Consider the following 14,900-nt stretch of genomic DNA (forward strand, 5'->3'; position numbering starts at 1 on the left):
GGAGGACGTCAGCGGTTGCGGTGGCGTCCGAAACGCTGGCTGCGGCGGGCGAAGTAGCGGCCGTCGATGCGGTCCAGCTGGATCGACTGCCGGAACGCCTCGCTCAGGTTCTCCGAGGTCAGCACGTCGGTGAGCAGACCCTGCGCGACCACCGCGCCCTCGTTGAGCAGCAGCCCGTGGGTGAAGCCCGGGGGAATCTCCTCCACGTGGTGGGTGACCAGCACGGTGGCGGGGGCGTCCGGGTCCGCGGCCAGGTCGCCGAGGCGCTCGACCAGTTCCTCACGACCGCCCAGATCGAGTCCGGCGGCCGGTTCGTCGAGCAACAGCAGTTCCGGGTCGGTCATGAGCGCGCGGGCGATGAGCACGCGTTTGCGCTCGCCCTCGGAGAGGGTGCCGTAGGTGCGGTCGGAAAGGTGTTCCGCGCCCAGGCTTTCCAGAATGTCGATGGCCCGGTCGGTATCCATGTCGTCGTAGCGCTCGCGCCAGCGGCCCATGACCGCGTAACCGGCCGAGACGACGAGATCGGCGACCTTCTCGTCGATCGGCACCCGGCTGGCGATGGCGGCGGAGGAAATTCCGATACGCGGGCGTAGTTCGTTGATATCGACCCGGCCCAGGGTTTCGCCGAGCAGATTGGCGATTCCGGAGGTGGGGTGCATTTCGGCGGCGGCCATCCGCAGCAGTGAGGTCTTGCCGGCGCCATTGGGGCCGAGCACGACCCAGCGTTCGTCCAATTCCACCTGCCAGGTGACCGGACCCACCAAGGTATGTCCGGAACGTCGGACGGTGACGTCGCTGAAATCGATGAGCAGATCGGGATCCGGTTGCGGCACGGGGTCCATCTTGGCCCACCGCCCTGGACGATCGTCAACGTGGTGGCTGAATCCGGGGCGTGTCCTCTCCGGAAGTGCGGGGACGATAAGCGATTTCATGGGCGGGCGTATCGAATTCCGATGGATCGCACTCCGGGCGCCGCATTCCCCGGCCCCGCGCATCGGCGCTCGTGGAGCGGAACATCCGTGCCAGGATCAGTGCCACCGGGATCGAGAGCACCGTCCACACGATGAGAACAACCAGCAATGTTGTCATTTCGTGGTTTCCTTTCGAGGAAACTCGTGAATCGATCCTGGACCACCCGGTCGGGGAAGTCGATACGCCCTGCCCATATGGGTCAGCACGCCAACCATTCGGTTTCGCTAGTGCGCCATTCGCGCCGTCGCCTCCGTGCCCTCCGACCTACGGCACCGCGATCACGGTCATCGACCCCGGGGCCACCTCCGTGAACCCGGCGTCGCGCACCGCCACCGCGTCGCCCCGGGCCACCCGCCGTCGCAATTCCGCCCAGTGGCCCGGATCGGCCTCCGCGACGGCGCACCGAAACCCGGTGGCGGCCCACGCATACGCTTGCCGCACCGGTAAGGCGCCTGCCAGCAACATGCTGGCATGCCCTACCTGTGCCGCTGCCTTCCCCACAGTCATACCCAATTCCGCGTCCACCCATAGCACCGGACATTCCGGATCGATCGCGATGTCCGTCTCCTCGGGCAGCTCGGTTCCGCTGATCTGGAGCCGGCGGATCCGAGGATCCACCTCCCCCACCGGACCCGGCACCAGCGCCCGCGCCTGCGCGCCGCCGAAATCGACTGTGACACCGTCGACTTCCTGCGCCGCCAGCCACTGCGCCCCACGGGCCCGCCGCGCCACCTTCCGGATGCGCGAGCGCTTCCAGGTCAGATAGCGCTCCTCCCACTCCCCGTCCGGCCCGACCCGCTCGTCCAGGCACACCGCGACCACCGCCGAGGCGGCGGCCGCCAGCAGCGCCGACCGCGCGGGCGGATCATTCTTCGGAATGTGCAACACCATCTGCATGGCCTGGACCAGAGCCGGGTCGGCGGGATCGCCCCCGCCGCCGTAGCCCCGGGCCAGTTCCGCGTGCCTGGCCTCGAAACCGGCATCGACGGTGGATCCAACGCTCGACACAACCACTCCTACAACGACGTTCTAACGCACCGTCAGGTTCACGGTGAACCGCTTGGCGGGCTCGACGCCCTGCTCCCAGGCCCGCATGTACGCCAGGCTCAGCGTGGTCGAGCCGGGGGCCACGGCCACGAAATTCAGCACCGACCTGCCACCGACACCGACCTTGCCGTCCGGGTCGGTGTCCTGCTCGTACTCGGGTGAACCGTTCTGCTTCACCACGTTCTGGTCCAGCGCACCCAGCTGCCAGCCGAATCCGGTGGTCGGATTCGCCTCGAGGGTGACGACCAGGCCCTGCCCCACGGCCAGACTCACGTCCTTGCCGTCGGAGTCCGCACCGATCCGCTCGGCCGCGCGATCGGCGGGCGTCGCCTGCACGGCGGTGCTGCCCGCGACACTCGTCGCCGAGATCGGTCGCGCCTCGTTCGGATCGGTGGTGCCGCAAGCGGCCAGCGCGAGGCCGGCCATCACCATCACCAGCGGCATACGCACACGCACTCGGACTCCTTCGGTCATCGCCGGGCTTCCGACCACGGTACCGAGAGCGGAGCTCAGGGTGGCGCAAGCGAATTGGACGCGTTGCGGCTACCGCACGGCTTACTGCGGCAGCGGCACCCGGCGGATACCGCCGTCGCGGGCGTCGGCGGCCTCGACCTCGTCGCGGGTGACGCCCAGGATGAACAGCACCGCGTCCAGGAACGGATGCGACAGCGCGGCGTCGGCGACCTCGCGCAGCGCGGGCTTGGCGTTGAACGCGATACCCAGACCCGCGGCATTGAGCATGTCGATGTCGTTGGCGCCGTCGCCGACCGCGACGGTCTGCTCCATGGCCACGCCGGTCTCGGCCGCGAACCGGCGCAGCGCAACGGCTTTCGCGGCCCGGTCCACGATCTCGCCGGTGACCGCGCCGGTCAGCTTGCCGTCCCGGATCTCGAGGGTGTTGGCCTGCACGAAGTCCAGTTCCAGTTCGTGCGCGAGCGGCTCGATGACCTGGCGGAAGCCGCCGGACACCACACCGCAGCGGAAGCCCAGGCGGCGCAGGGTGCGAATGGTGGTGCGGGCGCCGGGGGTGAGTTCGATGCGCTCGGCGACCTCGTCGATGACCGAGGCGTCCAGCCCGGCCAGGGTGGCCACGCGCTGGCGCAGCGATTCGGAGAAGTCGATCTCGCCGCGCATGGCGGCCTCGGTGACCGCGCGGACCTCGTCCTCGACACCGGCGTGCGCGGCCAGCATCTCGATGACCTCGCCCTGGATCAGGGTGGAGTCCACGTCGAACACGATGAGCCGCTTGGCCCGTCGCGCCAGACCGGCCTTCTCGACCGCGACGTCCACGCTCTCCTTGGCGGCCACCGCCGACAGCGCGGTGCGCAGCTCGGTCTCGGTGTCCGCGTCGGCGGCGGGCACGGTCACCAGCAGTTCCAGACCGGTGACCGGGTAGTCGGCGATGCCGCGGATGGAGTCGATATTGACGCCCTGTGCGGCCAGCTTGCGCGCGATGGCGCTGAAGGCGCGGGCGGTGACCGGCGAACCCAGCACCACGACCGCGTGGGTGGACAGCTTGGCGCCCGACACGGCGCTGGCCCCGATCTCCACGGCCACGTCCATGCCGATCGACGCCATGGCGTCCTCGAGCTGGTCCTGCAGCGACTCGGGATCGGTGGGACACGACACCAGCACGCCCAGGGTGAGGCGGCCCCGGATGACGACCTGCTCCACGTCCAGCAGGCTGACCCCGTTGTTGGCCAGCGCGGCGAGTAGCACCGACGTGACGCCCGGCTTGTCGGGTCCGGTGACCGTAACCAGAACCGTCGTGTCAGACGCGCTCAATCGATGACTCCTTGTCCCTGGCACTGCGTGGCCCGCCCGACATGCGGCGGCAGCTCATTCTGTCAGGTCGGCACGGCGAGGAGTGCGCCGCCCGCCGCCCACGGTGGCGGGCATCACGCCGTCGCGGGACCCGAGCACAGTTCGGTCAGGATGTCGGCGACCGGGCGCACGGCGGTGACCAGGCCGACGCCCTGCCCGGCGTCGACCGGAGCGAGGCGGGGATCGTCCGCGGCGACGGCCGCGCCGAGCGCCGCCCGTGCGGTTGCGGCAGTGGCCGCCGTGCCGGACAGCTCATCGACCCGGTCGTGCCAGCTCGCGGTGAAGTCGTTGCGCAGCACCCGGGCCGGAAACCGCTGCGGCCACGGCAGTTCCATGCCGACATCGAAGACCCGGGTGACGATGGTGTCGGTGCCCCGCGCGGCGAGCAGCGCGCGACGGCCGCCGGGGGCGAGCAGCGATTCCTCCGCGGCCGCCAGGGCGGTACCCAGCCAGGCGCCCGCGGCCCCGGCCGCGAGCACGGCGGCCAATCCGCGGGCCGAGCCGATGCCACCGGCGGCCAGCACCGGGCCCGGCACGGCGTCCAGCACGGCTTCCAGCAGCGGCAGCGTGGCGAGCTCGGGCGCGCCGTGGCCGCCGCCCTCGAGACCGCGCGCGACCAGCACGTCGATCCCGGCGTCGTGGGCGCGGCGGGCGTCCTCGACCGTGTAAACCTGTGTCGCCGTCCGGATTCCGGCCTCGCGGGCGCGGGCGGCCCAGGACAGGTCGGTCCCGAAGCTCACCGACAGCAGGGCGGGTTTCGCGGTGAGGGCGAGGTCGAACAGGCCCGGCCGCGCGGCCGTCACCCAGTCGACCAGGCCGATGCCGATCGGGCCGGGTGCGGGCGCTTCCTCGCTCCCCGTCAGTTCGCGTTCCAGGGCCGGGAGTTCGCGGTCGAGGGCGGCCGCGGCGAGCTCGCGTTCGAGCGCCTCGACCGAGCCCGCGCTGCCCATGCCGATCATGCCCAGTCCCCCGGCGGCCGCGACCGCGACGGCCAGCCGGCCCCCGGCGACCCCGCCCATCGGGGCGTTGACGATCGGCAGCCGCAATCCCATCGCGTCCGACCAGTCGGTACGCGGTCCCGCATTCTCGGTCATCACTCCATGAAAGCGCCTCGCCGCCACGACGGTCCGGCCGCCCCCGATCCCCACCCGGAGTCGTCCTCCCCGCAACGCGAAGCGGCACCCGTCGAAAGACGGGCGCCGCTTCGGTGATTCAGGTGTCAGGCGACTAGTGCGACGCCTTCTCCAGCTCGTGCACGTTGTGGGACTTGGAGCCCCAGCCCACGTGGGCCTCGGCGCGCATGCGCTCGACCATGTGCGGGTAGTGCAGCTCGAACGCGGGACGCTCGGAGCGGATGCGCGGCAGCTCGTAGAAGTTGTGCCGCGGCGGCGGGCAGGAGGTCGCCCACTCCAGGGAGTTGCCGTAGCCCCACGGGTCGTCGACGGTCACGACCTCGCCGTAGCGGTAGGACTTGAAGACGTTCCAGATGAACGGCAGCATCGACGAACCCAGGATGAAGGCACCGATCGTGGAGATGGTGTTCAGGGTGGTGAAGCCGTCGCTCGGCAGGTAGTCGGCGTACCGACGCGGCATACCCATGTTGCCCAGCCAGTGCTGCACCAGGAACGTGGTGTGGAAGCCGACGAAGGTGGCCCAGAAGTGCCACTTGCCCAGACGCTCGTCCATCATGCGGCCGGTCATCTTCGGGAACCAGAAGTAGATGCCCGCGAAGGTGGCGAACACGATGGTGCCGAAGAGCACGTAGTGGAAGTGCGCCACCACGAAGTAGGTGTCCGACACGTGGAAGTCCAGCGGCGGCGAGGCCAGGATGACGCCCGACAGACCACCGAAGAGGAAGGTCACCAGGAAGCCGACCGACCAGAGCATCGGCGTCTCGAAGGTGAGCTGACCGCGCCACATGGTGCCGATCCAGTTGAAGAACTTCACACCGGTCGGGACCGCGATGAGGAACGTCATGAACGAGAAGTACGGCAGCAGCACCGCGCCGGTCGCGTACATGTGGTGCGCCCACACGGCGATGGACAGGGCCGCGATACCCAGGGTCGCGTAGACCAGGGTGGTGTAACCGAAGATCGGCTTGCGCGAGAAGACCGGGTAGATCTCCGAGACGATGCCGAAGAACGGCAGCGCGATGATGTACACCTCGGGGTGGCCGAAGTACCAGAACAGGTGCTGGTAGAGCAGCACGCCGCCATTGGCCGGGTCGTAGATGTGGCCGCCCAGGTGGCGGTCGTAGGCCAGGCCGAACAGGGCCGCGGTGAGCAGCGGGAAGGCCAGCAGCACCAGCACCGAGGTGACGGCGATGTTCCAGGTGAAGATCGGCATCCGGAACATGGTCATACCCGGGCAGCGCAGGCAGACCACGGTGGTGAGCATGTTGACGCCACCGAGGATGGTGCCCAGACCGGAGACGGCCAGACCCAGGATCCACAGGTCGGCGCCGACGCCGGGCGAGTGGACGATGTCCGACAGCGGGGTGTACGCGGTCCAGCCGAAGTCCGCCGCGCCGCCGGGGGTGATGAAGCCGGCGGTCGCCATCGAGCCGCCGAACAGGTACAGCCAGTAGCTGAACGCGTTCAGACGCGGGAAGGCGACGTCAGGGGCGCCGATCTGCAGCGGCAGGATGATGTTGGCGAAGCCGAACACGATCGCGGTCGCGTAGAAGAGCAGCATGATCGTGCCGTGCATGGTGAACAGCTGGTTGAACTGTTCCGGCGACAGGAACTGCATGCCCGGACGGGCGAGCTCGGCGCGCATGAGCAGCGCCATGATGCCGCCGACCATGAAGAAGGAGATGGCCGTCACCAGGTACATGACGCCGAGAACCTTCGGGTCCGTCGTGGTGACCATCTTGAAGATGAACGATCCCTTCGGACCCGTCCTTTGAGGATAGGGCCGCTCCGCCTCCACAAGGCTGGCCGGCCGCGGTTCTACGGCAGTCACGAAACCTCCACAGGTATGCCATCGTTCGTACGCTGCTTCCGGCGTCCGGTTCGGCAACATGACGAACGACGGTGGCTTGCGCTGTGACAGATCGTAAACCGTGTCCCATCGGCGCTCGCTCCGGGTCCTACTCTGTGTCGTATTTCGGCTCTGCCGAGGTCGTATCCGTCGGGCCGCCGGTGTCGTGATTGGGAGTCGGAGGGCACGGCTGTAGGCTGCCCCGCATGCCGGTGCGCGAGTCTGCTTCCACCCGAAACACGTTCGCCTCCACCTTTTCCCCTATGCGGCATTTGCGCAGTGTGGGATTGGTCTCGGCGGCGACGCTGCTGACCGTCGGCCTGGCCGCCGGGTGCGCCAAGACCGATGACAACTCCGCCTCGATCGTGCGCACCACCACGAATATCGCCGGTGCGGGCGTGGTCGGGATCGAGCGCGACACCACCAAGGCGTGCGCGCTGCCGACGGCCCCCGACTCGGCCGCGGGCACCAAGTCCGTCGCGCATGCCGCGGGCACCGCGGAGGTTCCCGCCGACGCCAAGCGCATCGTGGTGCTGTCGACTCCCGCCCTGGACGCCGCCTGCGCGCTGGGCCTGTGGGAGCGGGTGGTCGGCGCGGCAACCGTCGCCGGGCCGACGCCGCAGCCGTCGTATCTGGGCTCCGGGATATCCGCCATCCCGGCGGTGGGCACGGTCGACAGCCCGGATCCGGCGAAGATCGCGGAGCTGAAACCGGACCTGATCATCGGCCCCGCCGCCGACCGCGGCTCCTACGACGCCCTGAAGGCCATCGCCCCGACCGTCCTGGTCGGCGACGATCACGGCTGGCAGGCCGCCTTCACCGGTTTCGCGGAGGGCCTCAACCGCAAGACCGCCGGCGCCAAGGCCCTCGGCGACTACCGCACCGCGGCCCGGGACACCGGCGTCGCCGCCAATGCCGCGCTCACCCAGGCGTCGGTGATCCGCTTCGAGCCCAAGACGATTCAGGTGCAGGGCGGCAACACCTTCGCCGCCCAGGTGCTCGGCGACGCGGGCGCGCAGCGCCCCCAGGCGCAGCGCGGCGACTCGTTCGACGTCTCCGGGCTGAGCACCGAGGCCGACCGCGAAAAGCTCGAGGGCGACCTGATCTTCCTCATGTTCGACGGCAAGGACGGCCTCGACTACGGCAAGTCGATCATGAAGGGCGACAACTGGAAACAGCTCGGCGCGGTCAGCGACCGCCGCGAGTTCGCCGTCGACGACGCCATCTGGCACGGCAGCGGCATCACCGCCGCCCGCGCCCTGCTCGAGGACGTCCGCAACAACCTCAACGGCTACGTCGCCGACTGATCACCGCACGCCGCACGGGCCGATTCGATCCGGCGCTCGGCCCGATGACGTGGGGAAGTCGCCACCCGGCCGAGCACCGACCGCGAAGTTCACCAGCCCGATCGTGAACATTTCGTGATGACCGGTATTCCCCACGGACACACCTGACAAACGCGGTGATTTCAGCGGCCGCGCACCCGGCCTTCGACAGCGCACGGCCCCGAGCGAATTCGCTCGGGGCCGTGGGCTTTTCAGGCGGGTGGGGTGACGCGGGGCGTCAGAACTCCCAGTCCTCGTCCTCGGTGTTGACGGCCTTGCCGATGACGTAGCTGGAGCCCGAGCCGGAGAAGAAGTCGTGGTTCTCGTCGGCGTTCGGGGACAGGGCCGAGAGGATGGCGGGGTTGACCTCGCACTCGTCCTTGGGGAACAGGCCCTCGTAGCCGAGGTTCATCAGCGCCTTGTTGGCGTTGTAGCGCAGGAACTTCTTGACGTCCTCGGTCAGGCCGACCTCGTCGTAGAGGTCCTGGGTGTACTCGACCTCGTTCTCGTAGAGCTCGAAGAGCAGCTCGAAGGTGTAGGCCTTGAGCTCCTCGCGCTCGGCCTCGGAGATCAGCTCCAGGCCCTTCTGGTACTTGTAGCCGATGTAGTAGCCGTGCACGGCCTCGTCGCGGATGATCAGGCGGATCATGTCGGCGGTGTTGGTCAGCTTGGCCCGCGAGGACCAGTGCATGGGCAGGTAGAAGCCGGAGTAGAACAGGAAGGACTCCAGCAGCGTGGAGGCCACCTTGCGCTTGAGCGGGTCCTCGCCGTTGTAGTACTCGAGCACGATCTCGGCCTTGCGCTGCAGGTTCCGGTTCTCCTCGGACCAGCGGAAGGCCTCGTCGATCTCCCGGGTGGAGCACAGCGTGGAGAAGATCGAGCTGTAGCTCTTGGCGTGCACCGACTCCATGAACGCGATGTTGGTGAGCACCGCCTCCTCGTGCGGGGTGATCGCGTCGGGGATGAGGCTGACCGCGCCGACCGTGCCCTGGATGGTGTCGAGCAGGGTCAGACCGGTGAACACCCGCATGGTGAGTTGCTTCTCATTGGCGGTCAGCGTGTTCCACGACGGGATGTCGTTGGACACCGGGACCTTTTCCGGCAACCAGAAGTTGCCGGTGAGTCGATCCCAGACCTCCGAGTCCTTCTCGTCCTGCACGCGGTTCCAGTTGATCGCACTAACTCGATCGATGAGCTTCACGCCCCGCTCACACACCCTTCTCAGCTTCCGGACCCTGCGAATTCCCTTGCCATGAACACTACTACTGGTAGGTGACATCCCCGCGCAGCACAATAGGTTGTGTCTTCACGTATCCCTCGCGTTGTCCTGCGAGAATCCGAAACGGAGATGGGCAAGCACGTCACCAACGGCAGAAAATTACAGCGGTGCAATCCGTCACAGCGCACCGGGGTAGGGCCCTGCGGACCCACCCCGGGTTTGCCGATCAGATGCCGAGTACCACCTTCGCGGTGGTGAAGTAGATGACCAGACCGGTGGCGTCGACCAGCGTGGTCACCATGGGCGCGGAGATGACGGCCGGGTCGATGCGCAGTTTCTTGGCCAGCAGCGGCATGGTGCCGCCGATGGTCGCCGCCCACCCGCAGATGATCACCAGCGCGATGCCGACCACCACCGCGATCTTCAGCCCCACGAACAGCGTGCCGATCACCATGCCGATGGCGGCCAGCATGCAGCCCAGCAGCAGCCCGACCCGGCATTCGCGCCAGATCACCGCGAGCAGATCCGAGACCCGCACCTCGCCGACCGCGAGCGCGCGCACGCAGGTGGTGGCCGCCTGCGCGCCCGCGTTGCCGCCCGAGCCGATGAGCAGGGGGATGAACAGCGCCAGGTGCGCGGCCTGCTCGAGAGTGGGCTCGAAGAAGTTGGTGACGGTGACCGTGAGGGTCGCCGCGACCAGCAGCAGCATCAGCCACAGCGCCCGGTAGCGGGCCAGCTGGAACACGCCCGCGGCCATGTAGTGGCCCGACCACGGGGAGGTTCCGGCCTGCCGCGCCATGTCCTCGGAGTCGGCGGCCTCGATGACCTCGACGGCGTCGTCGATGGTGAGCAGCCCGACCAGTCGGTCCTCGCTGTCGACCACCGGCAGGTTGATCAGGTTGGCGCCCTGCATGAGCCGGGCCGCCTTCTCCGCGGAGCCGGTGGCGCGCGCCGAGACCGGTTCGGACGCAATGAGTTCGGCGATCATGGTGTCGGGCGAGCCGAGCACCAGGTCGCGCAGTTCGACCACGCCGATCAGCCGGCGGCCCGAATCCACCACGGGCAGCGTGTACACCGTCTCGGCGGTCGCCCCCTTGGCGCGCACCATGTGCAGCGCCTCACCGACGGGCAGATTCCGCGGCAGCGCAACGACTTCCGGGGTCATGTAGAACCCGACGGAGCCCTCCGGGTAGCCGAGCAGCCCGGCGGTCATGCGCCGTTCGTGCGGGCTGAGCCCGGCCAGCACCCGCTTGGCCACCTTGGCGGGGACCTCGCGCAGCATGCGGGCGCGGTCGTCGGGATCCATGCCCTCGACCAGGTCGCGGAAGCTCTGATCGCGCAGTCCGGCCAGGATCTGCTGCTGGTCCACCGGTTCGAGCTCCTCGAACACCGCCAGCGCGCGGTCCTTGTCGAGCAGCCGGAAGGACATGACCGCGGTGACGGCGTCCATGCGGGCCAGCTCGTCGGCGATGACGTGCGGCGGATGGTTGTCGAGCCATTCCACGGCGGGCGTCAGGTGGTGGCAGTCGACGATGTCGCGCAGCGAATCCCGTTCGGGGGCAGGGAGGTCGGCGGCGACCGTGGGCACGGCAGGGGGCAGTTCGGTCTGCGTCATGGCGAAACCTCGGCCGGGTGGCGGTTGAGGGTGGTCGGGGGTACCGGATCACACCGCGGGCACCGCACCCACCCGTCGCCAGAAAGCTGTTCTATCGGCCAGAAAGCTGTTCTATCGACGGAATCCGAGAGCGATGCCGCGCGGCCTTCGACTGGGAGGTTCACCGCGCACGGACCTCACCCCCTTCTCGAACGCCGACAGAGACAGAAACAACCATGTACAGGATACAGAGGGTCGCCTGAGGCGGCTCGCCGTGTCCGGTATCTCCATTCCGGCCCCCGGGACCGACACCGAATTGTTTTTGGATCATTTTCCGAGGATCGGATCGTCCGGACCGTTGGGACGCGGGTCCGGAATGCCCTAATCTCTGCCTCTGTGCGTGTTTTGGTGCTAGAGGACGATCACCAGCTCTGCCGCGAGGTGACCGAGGGGTTGCGCTCGGCCGGGTTCGCGGTGGACCTCGCCCGGAGCCTCACCGACGCGGACTTCAAACTCGCCGTCAACCGCTACGACTGCCTGGTGGTGGACCGCGGCCTGCCCGACGGCGACGGTCTGGACCTGGTCGCGGGCGCCCGCGCCGCCGGGCACACGGTGCCCGCCCTCATCCTCACCGGCCGCGACGGCCTCGACGACCGGCTGGCCGGATTCGAGCACGGCGCCGACGACTACCTGACCAAACCCTTCGCCCTGCCCGAGCTGGTGATGCGGGTGCGGGCGCTGTGCCGCCGCCGTGAGCAGCCCACCGCCGCGCGAATCGCGGTGGCGGACATCGACATCGACCTGATGCGCCGGCGCGTCACCCGCGGCGGCATCATGCTGGCCCTGACCCCCAAGGAGTTCGCGGTCCTCGAACTCATGGCGACCCGCCGCGGCGCGGTGGTCACCCGCACCGATCTCATCGAATGCTGCTGGGACGAAATGGCCGAGCCCGCCTCCAACGTGGTGGACGCGGTGGTGGCCAAGCTGCGCCGCAAACTCGGCGATCCGTGCGTGATCGAGACGGTGCGGGGCACGGGCTTCGTGATGTCCGGCGCGGGCGCGTGAGCACCCACCGCTCCCCCGCGGTGGCCCGCATCGAGCGGGCGCGCTGGTTCATGATCGCGCTGGTCACGGTGATCACCGCGGCCGCGGTGCTGGCGTTCGGGTACGTGGCCGCGACCATCGACGCGCACGCGCGGGCGGCCCGCGCCGAGGACCAGGTCCGGCAGGTGTCGAACGGGTTGGCCCGGGCCATCCAGCACGACGACAGGAAGGCGCTGGTGCTGTCCACCGTCGTCAACGACGTGCTGGGCAAGGGGCCGACGGCGGTCGTGGTGGTCGAGCGGACCAAGGGCGAGTCCTGGAAACAGGTGCACACCTATCAGCGCTCGTTCATGCCCGACGACACCCGGATTGCCACGCTCGCAACGCAAACCGAGGATCACGCCGGAGGCGTGCTCTACCGGGACAGCATGTTCCCGGCCACCGACATCACCGGCCGCTCGGTGACGGTGGCGGGCACGCCGGTGTTCTGGAAGGACTGGGACCACATCGTCGTCATCCTGGCCGCGGCGGAATCCCCGGCCGGCGCGGGTGCGCATCGAACCCTGGTGTGGCAGTTGAGCATCGGTGGCCTGCTGCTGGTATTGCTCTCGGCGGCCGCCACTTTCGGGCTCTCCGGGCGCGGTCAGCGGCAGGCGCTGCGGCTGCTCGACGAACACGAGCAGTTCCTCGGCGACGCCGCGCACGAATTGCGTACGCCGCTCACCACGTTGAAGTTGCTCACCGAGTCCCGCCCGGGCCCCGAGGAGGTGCCGCAGACCCTCGCCGAGGCGCAGCGGCTGACGGATCGGATGGCGCGCCTGGTGACCGGGCTGCTGGCCCGAGCCCGCATGCAGTCCGGCATCGCCGAACCCGAGCGCACGCTGCTGCGGCTGGATCAACTGGCCGAGACGGTGGCCGAGGAGGCCACCGACGAGCGACTGGTGGTGACCGCGCATCCCAGTGTGGTGCTGGGTGATCCGCACCTGCTGAGCCTGGCCATCCGGAACATGCTGGAGAACGGGCTGACCCACGGCGCGGTGAACCGGTCCGCGCCGGTCGAGGTGCATGTGGCGGAGGGGCGGGTGAGCGTGCGTGATCACGGTCCCGGCGTGGATCCGGTGCTGGCGGCCAGCCCGTTCGATCGCGGCGCGGCCGGGCGCACCGGGCGCAACGGGATCGGGCTGGCGCTGGTGGCGTGGGTGGCGCAGGCGCACGGCGGCAACGCCTCCATCGAGCCCGCGGTGGGCGGCGGAGCCATCGCCACCCTGTGGCTGCCGCCCGCCGATCTGCCGGTGGGCGGCCCGGTCGGGGCGCGCCGCTAGGGACGGTGTCCAGGCGGGCAGACAGGAATGTCACGGGCGGACCGGATTCGATACCGCCCCGCGGTGTCACTCTCGAGCCGCCGCCCGTCCGTTCCGACCACGGCGATTCCTCCGTCCGGCAGCGCGGGGCCGTCATGCGGAATCCGCCTGGCACATGTGAGAAGTCACAGCGCCGTCCGGCGCGCATTACTGTGCATCACAGGGAGGGATCGATCCGGCCGTTCGGACACACGGCCTGCGTTAGCGTTTCAGGTCCCGCACGGGGCGCAACCCGGGGGTGGAAGGGAGTCACGGATGGCCGTGGGAATTCCGGCCCGGACCGGACTCACCGTGTCGGGCACGCCGATCTCGTCACCGCTCAAGGATGTTCGCGGCGTGGCCCAGCACATGGTGGGGCATTTCGTGGAGACGGTCGCGCCGTGCGGCACCCTGCCCGGCGACGCCATTCACGGCGACGTCACCGCCATCACCCGCACCTGCCTGGAGCTGGCGGTCGGCATGCTCGACGGACGCGACATCCCGGAGAAGACCAAGCGCCTCGAGGAGGCGGCCGGGCAGTGGGCGCGCGAGGGCATCCCGATCGACACCATCCACCACGCCATCCACGAGGGCTTCAAGATCGGCTCGGAGCTGGTGATGGCCAGCGCCCTGTCCCGGCACGTGCGCCGCGAGGACGAGGACGGCGAGGTCACCCTGGTCATCGCGGCCGCCGATATGGACAACATCGTCGGCGGGGCGAAGCTGGTGGTGGAACTGCTCGACCGGATGACCTCCGCGGTCGCCATGGCCTACGTGCGCGAACTGCGCTCGGTGGTGAGCGAACATCACACCGCCGTGCACACCCTCACCTCCGCGTTGCTGGGCGGGCACAGCACCTCCACCATGGCGCGCGAGTGCGGCATCGAGATCGCCGAGACGTATCACGTGCTGGCGCTGTCCATTCCAGAACATCCGGAGGAGGACTCCCCCACCGTGGACGGCGCGGTGGTGGCGCGCCGCAAACTGCGGCGGGTGCAGGCCGAACTGGCCACCCGCTACACCGACAAGGTGCTGTCGCTGCTCAGCGTGGACGGCGGCACCCTGCTGGTGCCGGCCACCGCGGTCGCCGACGATCAGCTCGACGAGTTGGTCGAGCAGCTGTCGCGGGCCGCGCGGGTGCCGATCACCGCGACGCTGGTTCCGGCCGCGCCGCAACAGATTCCGGACGCCGCCGACCAGGCCCACGAACTCCTCGACATCGTGCACCGGCTGCGCCTGGTGCGCGGCCTGTTCCGCTTCGACGAGCTGGCCCTGGAGTATCAGCTGACCCGGCCCGGTCCCGGCCGCGACCACCTCGGGTCGCTGCTGGATCCCCTGGACGCGCACACCGAACTGCTCGAGACGCTGCAATCCCACATCAGCAACAACCTGAACCGGCAGCGCACCGCCCGCATGCTGCACGTGCACACCAATACCGTGGACTACCGGCTGAAACGGATCGGACAGCTGACCGGATTCGATCCGACCCAGCCGTCCGGTCTCTGGTATCTGCGTTCGGCGCTGGTGGCGCGCACCTATCAGGCGGGCTGACG

The 14,900-nt window shown here is 69.0% G+C and carries 13 protein-coding genes; 4 read left to right on the forward strand and 9 right to left on the reverse strand.

The features are described from left to right. Nucleotides 1–8: 8 nt before the first annotated feature. The 7 genes from ABZ382_RS30905 to ctaD all read right to left on the reverse strand — a co-directional run bounded on the left by ABZ382_RS30905 (nt 9) and on the right by ctaD (nt 6,807). Nucleotides 9–842, reverse strand: coding sequence for an ABC transporter ATP-binding protein (locus ABZ382_RS30905; protein WP_357096283.1), 834 nt, complete (start codon nt 840–842; stop codon nt 9–11). 25 nt (nt 843–867) lie between these two features. Then, the gene (locus ABZ382_RS30910; RefSeq protein ID WP_357096286.1) at nt 868–1,089 is read right to left on the reverse strand and encodes a hypothetical protein; all 222 of its coding nucleotides are present in this window, start codon (nt 1,087–1,089) and stop codon (nt 868–870) included. A gap of 147 nt (nt 1,090–1,236) precedes the next feature. After that, a complete protein-coding gene (locus ABZ382_RS30915; RefSeq protein WP_357096288.1) occupies nt 1,237–1,980 on the reverse strand; it encodes a peptidyl-tRNA hydrolase in 744 nt (247 codons plus the stop codon). A gap of 21 nt (nt 1,981–2,001) precedes the next feature. Next, complete coding sequence (locus tag ABZ382_RS30920) at nt 2,002–2,475, reverse strand: protease inhibitor I42 family protein (protein ID WP_357096291.1); 474 nt, start codon at nt 2,473–2,475, stop codon at nt 2,002–2,004. Between the two features lie 99 nt (nt 2,476–2,574). After that, nucleotides 2,575–3,804 carry a phosphoserine phosphatase SerB gene (gene serB, locus ABZ382_RS30925; RefSeq protein WP_357096294.1) on the reverse strand — a complete coding sequence of 410 codons (1,230 nt, stop codon included), beginning with the start codon at nt 3,802–3,804 and terminating at the stop codon, nt 2,575–2,577. A gap of 113 nt (nt 3,805–3,917) precedes the next feature. Further along, the gene (locus ABZ382_RS30930) at nt 3,918–4,937 is read right to left on the reverse strand and encodes a nitronate monooxygenase (protein WP_357096297.1); all 1,020 of its coding nucleotides are present in this window, start codon (nt 4,935–4,937) and stop codon (nt 3,918–3,920) included. 133 nt (nt 4,938–5,070) lie between these two features. Further along, nucleotides 5,071–6,807 carry a cytochrome c oxidase subunit I gene (gene ctaD / locus ABZ382_RS30935; protein WP_357096299.1) on the reverse strand — a complete coding sequence of 579 codons (1,737 nt, stop codon included), beginning with the start codon at nt 6,805–6,807 and terminating at the stop codon, nt 5,071–5,073. 281 nt (nt 6,808–7,088) lie between these two features. On the opposite strand from ctaD, the gene ABZ382_RS30940 reads away from it, so the two are divergent. Further along, nucleotides 7,089–8,132, forward strand: coding sequence for an ABC transporter substrate-binding protein (locus tag ABZ382_RS30940; RefSeq protein ID WP_357096302.1), 1,044 nt, complete (start codon nt 7,089–7,091; stop codon nt 8,130–8,132). A gap of 256 nt (nt 8,133–8,388) precedes the next feature. On the opposite strand, the gene nrdF is transcribed toward ABZ382_RS30940, so the two are convergent. Further along, nucleotides 8,389–9,351 carry a class 1b ribonucleoside-diphosphate reductase subunit beta gene (gene nrdF, locus ABZ382_RS30945; protein ID WP_357096305.1) on the reverse strand — a complete coding sequence of 321 codons (963 nt, stop codon included), beginning with the start codon at nt 9,349–9,351 and terminating at the stop codon, nt 8,389–8,391. A 244-nt stretch (nt 9,352–9,595) separates the two neighbouring features. After that, entirely contained in the window at nt 9,596–10,984 is a 1,389-nt protein-coding gene (mgtE, locus tag ABZ382_RS30950; protein WP_357096308.1) for a magnesium transporter, read from the reverse strand. A gap of 375 nt (nt 10,985–11,359) precedes the next feature. On the opposite strand from mgtE, the gene ABZ382_RS30955 reads away from it, so the two are divergent. The 3 genes from ABZ382_RS30955 to ABZ382_RS30965 all read left to right on the forward strand — a co-directional run bounded on the left by ABZ382_RS30955 (nt 11,360) and on the right by ABZ382_RS30965 (nt 14,898). Next, the gene (locus ABZ382_RS30955) at nt 11,360–12,028 is read left to right on the forward strand and encodes a response regulator transcription factor (RefSeq protein WP_357096310.1); all 669 of its coding nucleotides are present in this window, start codon (nt 11,360–11,362) and stop codon (nt 12,026–12,028) included. Continuing rightward, nucleotides 12,025–13,329 (forward strand): ATP-binding protein, encoded by a 1,305-nt coding sequence (locus ABZ382_RS30960; RefSeq protein WP_357096312.1) that lies wholly within the window; start codon nt 12,025–12,027, stop codon nt 13,327–13,329. Before ABZ382_RS30955 ends, ABZ382_RS30960 begins: the two co-directional genes overlap by 4 nt. Nucleotides 13,330–13,623: 294 nt before the next feature. Further along, on the forward strand, nt 13,624–14,898 hold the full coding sequence (locus tag ABZ382_RS30965) for a helix-turn-helix domain-containing protein (RefSeq protein WP_357096315.1): 1,275 nt from the start codon (nt 13,624–13,626) through the stop codon (nt 14,896–14,898). Nucleotides 14,899–14,900 lie beyond the last annotated feature (2 nt).

This window comes from Nocardia sp. NPDC005825, from assembly GCF_040630175.1.
GTDB lineage: Bacteria > Actinomycetota > Actinomycetes > Mycobacteriales > Mycobacteriaceae > Nocardia.

Bases quoted from the DNA above. Each gene is read 5' to 3' on its own strand.
- ABZ382_RS30905 (WP_357096283.1), bottom strand. From the start codon at position 842: ATGGACCCCGTGCCGCAACCGGATCCCGATCTGCTCATCGATTTCAGC.
- ABZ382_RS30965 (WP_357096315.1), top strand. From the start codon at position 13,624: ATGGCCGTGGGAATTCCGGCCCGGACCGGACTCACCGTGTCGGGCACG.
- mgtE (WP_357096308.1), bottom strand. From the start codon at position 10,984: ATGACGCAGACCGAACTGCCCCCTGCCGTGCCCACGGTCGCCGCCGAC.
- ABZ382_RS30910 (WP_357096286.1), bottom strand. From the start codon at position 1,089: ATGACAACATTGCTGGTTGTTCTCATCGTGTGGACGGTGCTCTCGATC.
- ABZ382_RS30940 (WP_357096302.1), top strand. From the start codon at position 7,089: ATGCGGCATTTGCGCAGTGTGGGATTGGTCTCGGCGGCGACGCTGCTG.
- ABZ382_RS30930 (WP_357096297.1), bottom strand. From the start codon at position 4,937: ATGACCGAGAATGCGGGACCGCGTACCGACTGGTCGGACGCGATGGGA.